Raw genomic sequence first — 14,361 nt, forward strand, 5'->3', positions numbered from 1 at the left:
GAGGGCGGGGGGAGTGGGATCGAATGGCGCGTGCGCCGCTGCCGGTGCCCCAAAGCCGTTGCGCGCCCGGCTTTGCCGGGGGCTGGCATCGAGGCGCCTCATCGCCGATGTGGGATGTGTCATGGCAGGCGCTCGCCTGCCAGCGGGGTGGCGCACAGGCTCACCATCAGGTCGCGCCAGCCGGACAGCTCCGGCTTGCCGGGCTTGCGCTCGCCGAACCATTGCACGATCAGTTCGCCGTCGGCGGCGTAGACCTCCAGCGAGGTCACCCAGCCGTCGCTGGTGGGCTTGTTCACCACCCAGCATTCGGCGATGGCTTCGGTGTTGAGGTGCAGGTTGAAGTCGGGGTCGAGCACGTTGAACCACGGGCCGGTGCGCAGCAGCTTGCTGACCGGGCCGGAGTGGATCTGCACGATGCCGCGGTTGCCGACGAAGCACATGATCGACAGGCCGCTGGCGGCGGCCGAATGCAGCATGGTCTCGACGGCGTCGCTGGCCACCGGCTGGGCCAGATCGCGGCCGGCGGCGCGCAGCGCGCCCAGGCGCGCCACGTTGAACTTGCGCAGCAGCGGGAAGAACTGGTGGGTGTCGGTCATCGCCAGCCACGCTTCGCGCAGCGCGGCGGCGTCGGCCACGTCGGGCAGTTCGTTGCCGGCGGCGATGGCTTCGATCACCGGCTGGCGCTTGCCGCGCGCGGCGTACCTGGCGACCAGCGCGTCGTAGGCGGCCTCGTCGCTGTGTTCGGTGAGGAACACCTTGTGCACCGCGACGCCTTCGCGGTCGAAGAACTGGATGCTGCGCCGGCCGTTGTCGGTCACCGCGTAGCAGTGCTGCCAGCAGGTGAAGAACAGGCGCAGATCGATATCGGGCCCCAGGACCAGGCCGACCGGGCCTTCGGCCTTGATGTCCTCGTAGCTGCCGTGGCGCTCGTGCACGCACCAGTCGTTGCGCGACAGGGCCATCACGCGGCCGAGCGTGCCCAGTTCGTTGAACAGGGTCTGCATCGGGCGCTCGCTGTTGGCGACCAGTTCGACGGCGCTCAGGCCGCATTCGGCGGCGACCAACTCGGCTTCGCTCACGCCCAGGCGTTGCGCGCGATCGCGGATGCGCAGGCGCGGTTCCGCTGTGGCCAGCTCGGCATTGCGGGCTTGCAGTTCGGCGCGGTCGTGGCGGTCGAGGGTGGGGGTAGCTGTGTTCATGTCAGTTCCATGAGACGGGTGGTGGCGCGGAAGAACCGCCCGGCACCCTTGTGCCGGGCGATGTCGAGTACCACCCCGAAGGGGGCGGCGGAGGGCGTGGCTTACGGCTTGGGCTGGATCTCGAATTCGAAGGTCCAGGTCTGCGCGCTGCTGGCGTCGTTCGGATCGGCGTACTTGATCTCGACCAGACGGAAGCGGGCGTAGCTGTTGCCTTCACCCGAGCGCAGCAGCGTGCCGCGGGTATCGTTGGCCTTCAGCAGGTGGGCGACGGCGGGCAGGCCGGCGGCGCTGGCGGCCGACGCGGTCGGGTAGTAGCTGAACCAGCCGTAGTCGAGCGCGGCGGGGTAGGTGCCCTGGTAGGCGGGGCTGAGCGACGAGGTGGTGCCGTCCTTCACCCACTGCGCGGCGCTGGCCGGAACCGCCAGGCTGGGGCTGACCAGGTCGGCCAGCGTGCTGAGGAAGTTGTTGGCGTCGGTGAACTTGGACGCCACCGGCTTGCCGCTGCCGTCGTAGAAGCCGGCCGGGGTGCCGCCGACGAAGCCGCCCACCTTGCCGCCGCCGCTGGCGCCGCCGTTGAGCTTGACGTTGTAGCGGTTGAAGGCGATGTGCCAGGTGCCGCTTTCGCTGCTGACCGCGCCGGCCACCAGGTCGTAGTAGACCCAGTTGGCGCTGGCGTCGACGGTGGCGGTCTTCTGCACGCCGCTCAGGCGATCCACCCAGCGGAACGAGGGCCAGCCGGACGCGGTGCCGCTCGGGCCGCCGTAGTAGCCGATTACCTGGAGCGCGAACACCGGCGACGTGGCATCGCCCGTGTTGCTGGCCTTGGTGTTGTCGGTGGTGATCAGGAACACGCGATAGTTGGGATACAACTTGTGGTCGTTCTCGCCGCCCACGCCGTATTCGAAAGCCGCGGCCTGGATCGAATTGCTGCCGGTGAACACGCCGCTGGCGCTGTCCTTGAAATACAGGCTGGCCGGGATCGGGCCGCTGGTGGGATCGGTGGTGCCGTTCTGCCAGGCGAGCAGTTCGGCCCAGGTGTGCTCGAACGGGCCGCCGAAGGCGCCGCCCTGACCGCTGCCGCTGACGCCGCTGTTGGTGGAGAGCGAGGCGGTGCGGCCACTGCTCTTGAACTTCAGATCCCAGGCGTTGCCGCTGCAATCGGCCACTTCGGTCCGGGTGTCGAAGTCGTAGCACACCGAGACATTGGTCGCCGGCAGGGTGACGCTCCAGGTGGCTTTCTGGCTGAAGCCGCTGGACGGTGCCGGGGTCGGCGTCGGGGTCGGACCGGGACCGTCGCTGCCGCCTCCGCCGCCGCCGCATGCGGCGAGGGCCAGGGTCAGCGTCATCGCCAGCAGGGCGCCCGACTTGGAAGTCATGTTCATGTTTCGCTCTCTCTCAGTTGGTCTTGCCCCAGGTGTATCGGGCACCCAGGTAGATGAACCGGCCCACGATGGGACCGAAATCGTTGGCATCGGCGAAGTCGCGCTGTTCGTCGAACAGGTTGTTCACGCCGAAGTAGACGGTGGTGTCGCGGTTGAGCGCCTGGTTGATCTTGAGATCCCAGGTGCTCCAGCCCGGTGAGCGGGCGTTGCTGACCGAATCGATCAGCTCGCTGCTCTGGTAGCGGCCGCGCAGCGAGACACTGGTGGCGGCCAGCGCCTGCCAGTCGGCGCCGACGCGGGCGATGCTGCGCGGGCGGCGCGTCAGCATCTGGTCGGTATCGAGGTCGCGGGCATCGGTGAAGGTGTAGGCGGCGCTCAGGTCGAGCGAATCCAGCGGCTGCCAGCGCAGCGAAGTCTCGACGCCGCGGGTGCGGGCGCGGGCGATGTTCTCGTAGGTGTATACCGCCACGCCGTTGATGACCGTGTAGTGCTCCAGGTCGGTCTGGATCAGGTCCTTGACGTCGTTGAGGAACAGGTTGAGGTCCAGCGTCAGGTTCTGGCGGAAGGTGAGCGTGCCGCCGAACTGCCAGCTGTTGGACGACTCGGGCTTCAGGTCTGGATTGCCCAGCACCATGTAGCCGAGCGAGCTGTGGTCGAACAGGTAGTGGCGTTCCTTCAGGTTGGGCACGCGGTAGCCCTGGCCGAAGCTGGCGCGCAGCACGCCGTTCCAGTCGCCGCCGCGCAGCACGTTGCCGCGCAGCGCGATTTTGGGGGCGGCGTGGCCGCCGAAGTCCGAGTCGTCCTGCCAGCGCAGGCCCAGCACCATCTCCCACACGTCGTCGAAGATAATGTCGTTCTGGGCGAACAGCTCGCGACTGCTGCGCGTCACGTCGCCGTCGCCCCCCAGCTCGGACGCGCCGTTACTGGTCTGGCTCAGGCTTTCGCCGTGCCAGTCGGCGCCGAACTGCCACAACTGGCGATGCCACACCGGCAAATCCACCTGCGCCGACACGTGCCGGGTGCGCTGTTCGGATTCGCGCCTGGCGATGGGGTAGTCGTTGGAGTATTCGCGGGTGGTGCTGTCGTAGCGCTCGTCCAGCCCCTTGAGCTGTACGTTCACGCCGCTGTCGAAGCGCCAGTTGCCGCCGGCCGCCAGACGATCACGCTCGATGTATTCGGTCTTGCGCTGCGGGATGTAGTGGGGCGGCGCGTAGTACTGATAGCGCTGCTCGTCGTCCTCGGTGTAGGTGCTGCCTTCCACCCACAACTCGCTGTCGGGCTTGGGCAGCCAGGCCAGCCGGCCGCCGTACTGCTCGCGCCGCGAGGCGTCGCCCTGGCGCGACCAGGCATCCGGGTTCACCGAGAAGCCCGAATCGTCCACCACGTCCGCGTCCAGCCGCACGCGCCAGCGCTCGCCGCCGCCTTCCACCCGCGCCTGACCGTGGGCGTTGCCCTTGTCGAACGATTTGCCCGACACGTTCTGCTTGCCGTAGCTGCCGACATCGCCGGACACGCTGCCGGAAAACCCCGGCTGGATGCGGCGCGTGATCACGTTGATCACCCCGCCCATCGCGGAACTGCCGTACTGCGCCGACGCCGCGCCCTTGATCACCTCGATGCGCTCGACCTCGGCCAGCAGGTACTGGCTCAGGTCCACCGTCGAGCCGGTGCTGGCGCTGATCGGCATGCCGTCGATCAGGATCAGCACCTGGTCGCTGGTCAGGCCCTGCAACGACAGCTCGTAGCCCGACTTGCCGTGCACCTCGCGCAGTTGCAGGCCGGGCACGTTTTCCAGCGCCTCCTTCAGGGTGCGGGCATGGGTGCGTTCGATTTCCTTGGCGGTGACCACCTCGGTGCGGATCGGCGCTTCCTCCACCGTCTTCTCGGTGCGGGTGGCGGTGACGACGATGGTGTCGAGCGTGCTGTCGGCGTAGGCCAGCGGCAGCGCCAGCAACAGGGGCAGCAAGCCCAGGCCGGGGCACAACTTGCGGCGGAACGGCGGCTTGAGCGGGGCGGAGTACAGGAACACGGATAGCCTCGGTTACGTCCAAATGATTTTGATATTGAGAATTATTCTTGTTTTTGGAGTGAGCAACGCCGCGAACGACGACGTGTCATGGGGGCTGCCGGGCTTGGCGGCATTGCTGCGCGCGAGGGCCTTGCCCAGTGGCGGGACAACGGTTGCTACGCGTTCCCGCCGTCATGCGCCATGCGCTGGGTCAATGCTTACGATAGTAAACGATAAACATTCTTATTTGCAAATGGAGGGCGTGATCACCCTGGGTGGTCATTGAGTGCCTGCGAACGCACGCAATAACCATCCTTCCTGACACCCCGTACGGGCTGGCGAAGGACGTATCCGACCCCATCCTTGCGCGCAATGGTGGGGCCACCCGCTGAATTTCCGAGGGTTCGGGGTGCCAATTCGGGGCGCGTCGCGCCAATTTCGGCATCACAATCCGATGCAATTTGGTAATCGCGCCCGGCGTGTGGAGGGCGATTGAGACCCGTGCTGAAGCCCATCTTGCGCCAAGGCGCAGGCGCACTGATCGATATGGGCTGTCATTCCATTCGCTAAACAATTTTCACTGGCAATTCATGTAAATGGCATGAATGCGTGGCAATCGGCGATGCAAGCCGCGCCTGCGTTCTTCCCGAGGCGATCCGCGACCGTGCAATCGGCAGGCGTATCCCATGCCTCGATGTCGGGCGAATGGAGCATGCTTGGGCGGGTTGTTTTTATATCTTTTTGAAAAACAAAAGAAATTCGATTGAGGGTCGATTGCCGATGGCCCGCAACAGACGGGAAGGGCCCGCCGCCTGGCTTGGCTGTTTCCCATGCGCAGGCGACGTAAGCCAGGCGGTGGACGGTGGTTCTGGCAATCCGGCGTGTCCGCATTTCAGATAACCAATAGTTGTCCCGGTGATGGCAACCCGCATTACGCGGCGCAATGCTGCGGTGCCGCACCCCACCTTCGCCAAGGGTGGACCAACGGTTAATCTAGTTTGTGAAAAATCCAATATCGGATCGGCGTAGACACGCAAAGCGAGGACGAAATGAATGCATTAAGCATTGCCAGGAAACTCTACCTGGGTTTTGGCACGATCCTGGTCGTGGTCCTGGTGGCGATGGCAATCATTGCCAACAATGTCGGCAGGGTGAAGGAGGCTACCGGCTGGACCGAGCACACCTACAAAGTATTGCTCGGAACTGATGAAATGCTGACCGGAATGATCAACATGGAAACCGGGCAACGCGGCTTCCTGCTCTCCGGCCAGGATGATTTCCTCGGCCCTTACACCTCGGGCCACCAGCAGTTCGACGAGGCATTGGCCAAGACCTCCGAACTGACCAAGGACAACGCCACCCAGCAGGAGCGCCTGAAAAAACTGGCCGGCCTGATGGAGGAATGGGTGGGCAAGGTGATCGAGCCCGAGATCGCCCTGCGCCGCGAGGTGACGGCCGGGGGGCGGAACATGGATGAAGTGGTGGTGGTGGTGCGGCAGGCCAACGGCAAAGGCCGTATGGACGCCATGCGGCAGGTGCTGGGCGAAATCTCGAACGCCGAGGCGTCGCTGCTCGACGAGCGGGCGGCCGAGGCCAACGCCGCGCGGCGCAGCAATGTCATCACCATGGCGATTTCCGCCACGTTGTGCGCGGTGATCGGCATCGGCATCGCGGTCGGGATCTCCCGCAGCATCGCCCGGCGCCTGAAGCAAGCCGGAGACATGGCCGGACGCGCCGCGCGCGGCGATTTCAGCCGCGACGTGGATGCCGGCGCGCAGGACGAGATCGGCACGCTGCTCACTGCGCTCAACCAGATGCAGGAAAAGCTGCGCGACATGCTGCGCCACGTACAGCAGAGCGCCGAGGAACTGCTGGGCGGCGCCGAGCGCATCAGCCAGGCGTCCGAGCAGGTATCGGTGGGCGCGCGCGAGCAGAGCGGCGCCGCCGCGGCGATGGCGGCGGCGGTCGAGCAGCTTACCGTCAGCATCAACCACGTGGCCGAGTCGGCCCGCGAAGCCGAGGAGCAATCGCGCGAAGCCGGGCGCGTGTCCACTTCCGGCAGCGAGGTCATCGGCCACACCGTCAGCGGCATCCGCAGCATTTCCGAATCGGTGCGCGGCGCCTCGCGCACGGTCGATCACCTGGGCGAACACGCCAAGCAGATCAGCGGTATCGTCAATGTGATCAAGGAAATCGCCGACCAGACCAATCTGCTGGCGCTGAACGCCGCCATCGAAGCCGCCCGTGCCGGCGAACAGGGCCGTGGTTTTGCCGTGGTGGCCGACGAAGTGCGCAAGCTGGCCGAGCGCACCTCCAGCTCCACCGTCGAGATCGCCACCATGATCGAGAAGATCCAGGCCGGCACCCGCAGCGCGGTGGACAGCATGAGCGACGGCGTGAAGAAGGTGGAGGAGAACGTCGAAACCGCCAACAGCGCCGGCGAGGCCATCGGCCAGATCCGCAGCAGCGCCGATCGCGTGGTGAGCGTGGTGGCCGACATCACCACCTCGTTGACCGAGCAGAGCACCGCGTCCAACGACGTGGCGCGCAACGTCGAGAAGATCGCGCAGATGTCCGAGGAGAACAGCCGCGCGGTGGACGAAACCGCCCACACCGCGCAGCAGTTGCGCGACCTCGCCACCGAACTGGAGCGTCGCGTCGCCCAGTTCAAGCTGTGAGCGCAGCGGTCGGGCCCGCACAACCGCAGGTTCGTCCGCCACCCCGGCATCAAGGCCGGTCGGTAACGACCGTCCGGCAAGCGGCAGCATCGGCAGCCCTGGCGCCACATCCCGCGATGTGGCGTTTTTCTTGTCTTTCCACCCCCCAGCGCCACCCTGACCCGCGGTGCAGTCAATTGGCTGGATCGTACGGAAAACTTACTGGCAATTGCCGGCGCGAATTGCCGTTTCACCGTTAATTGGCAAGGCCGGTTTTTGATGTCGAAATCAGGCGATGCCTTTCAAATGCCAGATACGGCAAAAGGCGCTTCATTTTGGCCAATGACGCTCGGGCTGCGAAATTGGCAAGTGCCGATGACGTACCCGATCCAGGCCGCGATGCGATGCGGAAATTGGCCGCCGGGCGGTTGCCAGGATCTTGTTTATCTTGATGTTTAGTCGCAAGCGGTGCGGAGATCGGATGAGCTGAGCGCCCGATAAAGCCGCAGCTGCTCCGGTATAGCGGCTGGTTTTCGTGACCGCTTTCGGGAAATGGTTAACCAATGGTTATGGCATGTGGGCGGCAGTGCCAGCACTCGAAGCGGGGCGAGCGTTCATTTTTCATTCCCGGCAATCGTCTAGGCTTTCCAGCACGAGATTCCCAATTCGATAACGGACACCGAGGAAAGCAAAATGAGCGCATTGAGTCTTGCCAGGAAGCTTTACCTGGGATTTGGCGCGGTACTGGTGGTGGTATTGATCGCCATGGCCATCATTGCCGCCAATTTCAACAAGGTGCAGGAAACCGGAACCTGGACCGACCATAGCTACACGGTGCTGTTGGAGGGCGAGGATGTGCTGACCGGCATCCTCAATATGGAAACAGGGGTCCGCGGCTTCCTGCTGACGGGGCAGGACGATTTCCTCGAACCCTATACCTCGGGCCTGGCCATGTACGAGGAAGCGCTGGCCAACCTGGTCAAGCTGACCAGCGACAACCCCGCCCAGCAGGAGCGTCTGAAGAAGCTGAGCGAAACCCTGGAAAGCTGGGACCACGACGTGGCGCAGGGCATGATCGCGTTGCGGCGGGAGGTGAACGCCGGCAACCGGCTGTTGCAGGACGTCGAAAGCACCGTGCGGGAAGGCAAGGGCAGAAACCGCATGGAGGCCATGCGGCAATTGATACTCGATTTGTCGCAGGTGGAGGAATCGCTGCTCAAGCAGCGGTTGGCCGAGGCCGAGGCGGTGGAGCGGATGACCTACATCATCATGACCATTTCCGCCCTGCTGTGCGCGCTGATCGGTGGCGGCATCGCCTACGCGTTGTCCGGCAGCATCGCCCGACGGCTGCGGCAGGCCGGCGAGATGGCGGAACGCGCCTCGCGCGGCGACTTCAGTCTCGACGTGGCCGCCGGCGCCCAGGACGAGATCGGCAGGCTGCTCGCCGCGCTCAACCGGATGCAGGAAAAGCTGCGCGACATGCTGCGCCACGTGAAGGGCAGCGCCGACGAATTGCTGGGCGGCGCCGAGCGCATCAGCCAGGCGTCCGAGCAGGTGTCGATCGGTGCGCGCGAACAGAGCAGCGCCGCCTCGGCGATGGCGGCGGCGGTCGAGCAGCTTACCGTCAGCATCAACCACGTGGCCGGTTCGGCGCGCGAGGCCGAAGAGCAATCGCGCGAAGCCGGCCGTGTCTCCACCTCCGGCAGCGAGGTCATCGGCCACACCGTCGCCGGCATCCGCAGCATCTCGGAATCGGTGCGCAGCGCCTCGCGCACGGTGGACCACCTGGGCGAACACGCCAAGCAGATCAGCGGCATCGTCAACGTGATCAAGGAAATCGCCGACCAGACCAACCTGCTGGCGCTGAATGCCGCCATCGAGGCCGCCCGCGCCGGCGAGCAGGGGCGCGGCTTCGCCGTGGTGGCCGACGAGGTGCGCAAGTTGGCCGAACGTACCTCCAGCTCCACCGTCGAGATCGCCACCATGATCGAGAAGATCCAGTCGGGCACCCGCAGCGCCGTGGACAGCATGGGCGACGGCGTGCGGCAGGTGGAGGAAAACGTCGAGACCGCCAACAGCGCCGGCGAGGCCATCGGCCAGATCCGCAACAGCGCCGACCGGGTGGTGAGCGTGGTCACCGACATCACCTCGTCGCTGACCGAACAGAGCGCCGCCTCCAACGACGTGGCGCGCAACGTGGAAAAGATCGCGCAGATGTCCGAGGAAAACAGCCGCGCGGTGGACGAAACCGCGCAGACCGCACAGCAACTGCGCGACCTCGCCTCCGCGCTGGAACGGCAGGTGGCGCAGTTCAAGCTTTGACCCGGCGATCCCCATTCCCCCGGATCGCTTTTCGGCCATGCCGTCGCGGCATGGTTTTTTTTTGGGCGTGGCGGTGGAGGGCGAGGCGCCTCGGGGCCGCCGCCTGGAACGGGCGAACCTCACGCCGTCGACGTGGCGCGGGCCGTGAGCGCGGCCAACCCGCGATGGGCGCTGCCCACCGCGCCGGTGCTTCAAGCTGCGTCGGCGGTTTCACCGGGCAAGGGCGTATCCGCCGCCCAGCCGCCATGGAAACCGAATGGCACGCGCACCGGCAGCTGGATGGTGGCGACCGGGTCGCCGCCGAAGTCCTGTGCGTCGAGGATGACCACATCGCTGAGATTGCGGCTGGCGTCGTAGACGTAGGACATGATCCAGCCGTCGTCCTCCTCGACGGCCTCCGGGCGGCGCACGAACACAGGTTCCAGCGTCACCCGGCCCGGGCCGTAGTCATGCGCTTCGGACGTGCCGCGCCGCATGTCGTGTTTGCTGGCCGGGCCAAAGGTGCACTGTTCGCCCCAGCGGGCCGTGTAGGCGTAGCGGTAAGCGCGTCCTTCGAAACGCCCGTTGATGCGCGGAAATTCACTGCCTCGTTCGTCCAGGACGGTTTCGCTCAGGCGGCCGCTGGCGCGTTCGAGCGTCCAGCGCACCAGCACCCCTGCGCCGTCGCCGGGACCGTGGCGGTCGTGCACGAACATGCGCGAGTGCCGGATCAGGTCAACGATCGTCCGATCGCCCTCGTCGTAGGCATTGACGAAGTGAAAGGCGAAGCAGCGGGGCGCGGCAAACCATTGCAGGCGCGAAACGTCGCCGTCCCGGGGCAGCAGGCCGATCCGGGCATCGCGGCGGTCGTCCCACAGCCACGGAAACGGGGCCAGCGCATGCTGCGGCTGGAAGGTCACCGGCAGGTCGAGGATGACGATGGACGAAGCCGTGAACGCCACGTCGTGGATCAGCGGGAGATGGGGCAGCTCGATGCGCGCCCTGGTGGACGCGCGGCCGTCACGCCCGACCGACACATAGCGGACCGGTTCGCCGGGCTCGTAGGTCAGCGCATGCAGCTCGCCGGTGACCGGGTCGAACTTGGGATGCCCGGTAAAGCCCGCCTCCAGCGTGCCGCCAAAATCGGCGCGCGCGACGCTTTCCAGTTCATCGTCCAGCTCGACCGGCAGGTTGCCCGCTTCGACGAGCACATACAACCTGCCTCCAACCCGCGTGAAGTTGGTGTTCACCGCGCCGGCGCGGTGTTCCGGCGCGGGGCCGGGCAGCGGCGCGAGCCCCAGGGCGGCGGACGCTGCGGCATCCTTGACGAAGCGGCTGCGGAACCACTCGGCCTTGCCGTCGCGCAGGCGCAGACCATGCGCCATGCCGGTGCCGCCGAACCAGTGATAGTGCATCGCATCGGGGGCGGTCACCGGGTTGGGGCCGACCCGCAGGAAACGGCCGTTCAGTGCTTCGGGAATGTGGCCGGTCACCTTCAGCTCGAAGGCAGTCGTTTCGGCCTCGACCGGCGCGAAATTGCCCGTGAGATAGCGATTGCCCGACGCGAATGCATGGATGGGGTCATGGTTCATCTGGATGGCCGCACTTAATGTGATGAGGTATCATTTCTAGCGGCCTCAAAGCGTCGGGTCAAGAAAAAGTTATGGCGTATCACATAGTGGGCGATGCCCTGTCATGAGCCGAGAAACGAACAGAGAAACAGAAAAAAAGGCGGCGGAGGCGCAGCCCCGCCAGCGCAGGACCTACCACCACGGCGACTTGCGACGCACGCTGCTCGACGCCGCGCACAAAGAGATCGCCACCAACGGGGCCCAGGACCTGACGCTGGCCTCGCTCGCGCGGCGCGCCGGCGTGGCCCAGTCGGCCCCCTATCGCCACTTCGCGGATCGGGATGACCTGCTGAGCGCGGTCGCGATGGAAGGGTTTCAGGCGCTGTCGGCGGCGCTGCGCCAGGCGGTGGAGTCGGGCGGCGACGAAGGACGGTTCGAGCGCGCGACGGTCGCTTACCTCCAGTTCGGCGAACGCAACGTCGAGTGCTATCGCCTGATGTTCGCCTCGCGCCTGGTTCCCGATGCGACGGCCGATAGCCCACTGGCCAAGGCCGCCGAGGAGAGCTATCAGTTGCTTCTCGCAAACGTGGCGGCCCATGCCCGGAACGGATCGTTTGGCTCCGCCACGACGGTCTGGGCCCGCTTGCACGGGTTGGTGATGCTGAAGGCGGACGGCTTCGTGACGGAACCGCTCGAGGTGTTCCTGCCGGAGCTTGTCCGCTAGGGCGGCCGAGGACCGACGCAGCGCCCCGACGCCGCTTCGCCTCAGATCATCCGCTGCTCATACCATCCGCGCGAGCCGTTCACCACCCGCACCACCAGCAGCATCACCGGCACTTCGATCAGCACCCCGACCACGGTGGCCAGCGCCGCGCCGGACTGGAAGCCGAACAGGCCGATGGCGGTGGCCACGGCCAGCTCGAAGAAGTTGCTCGCCCCGATCAGCGCCGACGGCCCCGCCACGCAATGACGCACGCCCAGCCGGCGATTGAGCCAGTACGCCAGGCCGGAGTTGAACAGCACCTGGAGCAGGATGGGCACCGCCAGCAGGGCGATCACCAGGGGCTGGGCCAGGATGGCCTCGCCCTGGAAGGCGAACAGCAGCACCAGCGTCAGCAGCAGCGCCATGATCGACCAGCGGCCCAGGTGGGCCAGCACGGCCTGGAAGCGGGCCTCCCCGCGCCGCAGCAGCGCCCGGCGCCAAAGCTGCGCCAGGATCACCGGCGCCACGATGTAGAAACCCACCGAAATGAGCAGCGTGTCCCAGGGCACGGCGATCGACGACATGCCCAGCAGCAGCGCCACGATGGGGGCGAAGGCGAACACCATGATGGCGTCGTTGAGCGCCACCTGCGACAGCGTGAAATACGGATCGCCCCGGCATAGCTGGCTCCAGACGAACACCATCGCCGTGCAGGGCGCGGCCGCCAGCAGGATCAGGCCCGCCACGTAGCTGTCCAGCTGCGCGGCCGGCAGCCAGGGCGCGAACAGGTGGCGCACGAACAGCCAGGCCAGGAGTGCCATCGAGAACGGCTTCACCAGCCAGTTCACCGCCAGCGTCACGCCGATGCCGCGCAGGTGCGCCTTCACCTGTCCCAGGGCGGCGAAATCGATCCTGAGCAGCATCGGCACGATCATCACCCAGATCAGCAGCCCCACCGGCAGGTTTACCCGGGCGATTTCCAGCGCGGCGATGTGCTGGAACAGTGCCGGCGCGGCCTGGCCCACGGCGACGCCGACGACGATGCACAGCGCCACCCACAGCGAGAGGTAGCGCTCGAAGAACCCGATGGCAGGCGTATCGCGCATGGTCAGCTCCGTTCGATCGCTTCCAGCGCCGCGCGCCGCTCGCCCGGCGGCATCGTCGCCAACGGCAGCGCCAGCAGTTGCAGCATGCGATAGCCGATGGCCTGGCGCGTCAGCTCGAACGCCGCGTGGCGTTCCGGCTCCGGCGCGTTGGACGGATCGGGATAGCCCCAGTGCACCTGTACTGGCTGGCCCGGCCAGTACGGGCATTGCTCGGCGGCGGCGCTGTCGCAGACGGTGATGACGATATCGATCGCCGGCGCGTCGGGCCGGGTGAATTCGTCCCAGCTCTTGCTGCGCACCCCGCCGGTATCCACCCCGGCTTCGGCCAGCACCTGCAAGGCGACCGGATTGATCCGCCCGCTGGGCGCGCTGCCGGCGCTGTAGGCGCGCACGTCGCGGCCCAGCCTGGCCGCCCAGTGGTTGAGCATGGTTTCGCTCAGCACGCTGCGCGCCGAGTTGTGGGTACACAGGATCAGTACATTGACGGTCATGACGGGGCTCAGCAGCAGGTGGAATCGGTCTGCGCCAAAGGCGCGCAGCAGCTGGACGACGCGGCCTGCGCCGTGGGGGCGCAGCAGGCGCCGGCCGGGGAGGCGGCGGGTTCATTGAACACGGCGATCTGCGCCAGGGTGTGGAACTGCTCCCAGGCGATGCCTTGCGGATCGGTCACCCAGTGCTTGGTGCTGCGCGCGTAGCAACAGGTGGTTTCGCCCTGGTCGAGCAGCGCCTGGTCGGCGGCCTGCGCGCGCACCTTCAGCGTCGCCAGCTCGTCCTCGGTATCGGCCTGGATGCCCAGGTGGTCGATGCCGGGCGTGCCGCCGCGGGCGGAGATCGCGAAGTTCAGCCGGGGATCGTCGAGCATCCACTTGGCGTAATCCGCCTCGACGCGCGCCGGCGGCGCACCGAACAGCTGGGTATAGAACGCGATGCTGGCCGACAGGTCGGCGACGTGGGCATGGACATGGAAGCGTTTCATGGCGGTCTCGGTGGGGAGGAATCAGCAGCGGCAGGTGCTCGGGCCGGCATCCACCGCGCACGGCTCGCCGGCGCAGCAGTTGTCGGTCAGATAGCCGAGCAGGGCATTCATGGCGTCGTAGCCGGCGCGGTAGATCAGGTGGCGGCCGGCGCGTTCCTGGCTGACCAGCCCGGCGTTGGCCAGCTCCTTCAGGTGGAACGACAACGTGGCGCCGGGCACGTGCAGGGTCTCCTGCAACACGCCGGGGGTGAGCCCGGCCGGGCCGGCGACCACCAGCGCGCGAAAGACCTGCAGGCGCAGCGGGTGGGCCAGCGCCGCCAGGGCGCGAATCACGTGGTTTTCATCCATATTTCCAGAATATTGGAAATATTGGGTCGCATGCAACCCCGGCGATGCGGATACTGGGGTGAGGGGTGAGGGGTGAGGGGTGAGGGGTGAGGGGTGAGGGGTGAGGGGTG

The 14,361-nt window shown here is 66.5% G+C and carries 11 protein-coding genes; 3 read left to right on the forward strand and 8 right to left on the reverse strand.

Features of this window, described 5'->3' with window-relative positions; genetic code table 11:
• Positions 1-119 precede the first annotated feature (119 nt).
• From C556_RS0108070 to C556_RS0108080, 3 genes are all read right to left on the reverse strand, one after another.
• Complete coding sequence (locus C556_RS0108070; protein WP_018747732.1) at positions 120-1,199, reverse strand: hemin-degrading factor; 1,080 nt, start codon at positions 1,197-1,199, stop codon at positions 120-122.
• Positions 1,200-1,300: 101 nt separating this feature from the next.
• Positions 1,301-2,581 carry an HmuY family protein gene (locus tag C556_RS0108075; RefSeq protein ID WP_018747733.1) on the reverse strand — a complete coding sequence of 427 codons (1,281 nt, stop codon included), beginning with the start codon at positions 2,579-2,581 and terminating at the stop codon, positions 1,301-1,303.
• A 13-nt stretch (positions 2,582-2,594) separates the two neighbouring features.
• Entirely contained in the window at positions 2,595-4,610 is a 2,016-nt protein-coding gene (locus tag C556_RS0108080; protein WP_018747734.1) for a TonB-dependent receptor plug domain-containing protein, read from the reverse strand.
• A gap of 1,028 nt (positions 4,611-5,638) precedes the next feature.
• Here C556_RS0108080 and C556_RS0108085 point away from each other — a divergent pair.
• Together C556_RS0108085 and C556_RS0108090 are read left to right on the forward strand one after the other, a co-directional pair.
• The gene (locus C556_RS0108085) at positions 5,639-7,267 is read left to right on the forward strand and encodes a methyl-accepting chemotaxis protein (protein ID WP_026262912.1); all 1,629 of its coding nucleotides are present in this window, start codon (positions 5,639-5,641) and stop codon (positions 7,265-7,267) included.
• Between the two features lie 672 nt (positions 7,268-7,939).
• Entirely contained in the window at positions 7,940-9,568 is a 1,629-nt protein-coding gene (locus C556_RS0108090) for a methyl-accepting chemotaxis protein (RefSeq protein WP_040430737.1), read from the forward strand.
• A 191-nt stretch (positions 9,569-9,759) separates the two neighbouring features.
• Here C556_RS0108090 and C556_RS0108095 read toward each other — a convergent pair whose 3' ends face one another.
• Complete coding sequence (locus C556_RS0108095) at positions 9,760-11,139, reverse strand: carotenoid oxygenase family protein (RefSeq protein ID WP_018747737.1); 1,380 nt, start codon at positions 11,137-11,139, stop codon at positions 9,760-9,762.
• Between the two features lie 103 nt (positions 11,140-11,242).
• On the opposite strand from C556_RS0108095, the gene C556_RS0108100 reads away from it, so the two are divergent.
• Positions 11,243-11,842, forward strand: coding sequence for a TetR/AcrR family transcriptional regulator (locus C556_RS0108100; RefSeq protein ID WP_018747738.1), 600 nt, complete (start codon positions 11,243-11,245; stop codon positions 11,840-11,842).
• A 41-nt stretch (positions 11,843-11,883) separates the two neighbouring features.
• Here the strand turns inward: C556_RS0108100 and arsB are convergent, their stop codons facing one another.
• The 4 genes from arsB to C556_RS0108120 are packed head-to-tail and all read right to left on the reverse strand — an operon-like array spanning position 11,884 to position 14,236.
• Positions 11,884-12,927 carry an ACR3 family arsenite efflux transporter gene (gene arsB, locus C556_RS0108105; protein ID WP_018747739.1) on the reverse strand — a complete coding sequence of 348 codons (1,044 nt, stop codon included), beginning with the start codon at positions 12,925-12,927 and terminating at the stop codon, positions 11,884-11,886.
• A 2-nt stretch (positions 12,928-12,929) separates the two neighbouring features.
• Positions 12,930-13,418 (reverse strand): arsenate reductase ArsC, encoded by a 489-nt coding sequence (locus C556_RS0108110; protein WP_018747740.1) that lies wholly within the window; start codon positions 13,416-13,418, stop codon positions 12,930-12,932.
• 8 nt (positions 13,419-13,426) lie between these two features.
• Positions 13,427-13,903: an ArsI/CadI family heavy metal resistance metalloenzyme gene (locus tag C556_RS0108115; RefSeq protein WP_018747741.1), complete on the reverse strand. Its 477-nt coding sequence runs from the start codon at positions 13,901-13,903 to the stop codon at positions 13,427-13,429.
• 21 nt (positions 13,904-13,924) lie between these two features.
• Entirely contained in the window at positions 13,925-14,236 is a 312-nt protein-coding gene (locus C556_RS0108120; RefSeq protein ID WP_441301391.1) for an ArsR/SmtB family transcription factor, read from the reverse strand.
• Between the last annotated feature and the right edge of the window lie 125 nt (positions 14,237-14,361).

Origin of the sequence: Chitiniphilus shinanonensis DSM 23277 (genome assembly GCF_000374805.1) — a bacterium.
In the GTDB taxonomy this organism is placed as follows: domain Bacteria; phylum Pseudomonadota; class Gammaproteobacteria; order Burkholderiales; family Chitinibacteraceae; genus Chitiniphilus; species Chitiniphilus shinanonensis.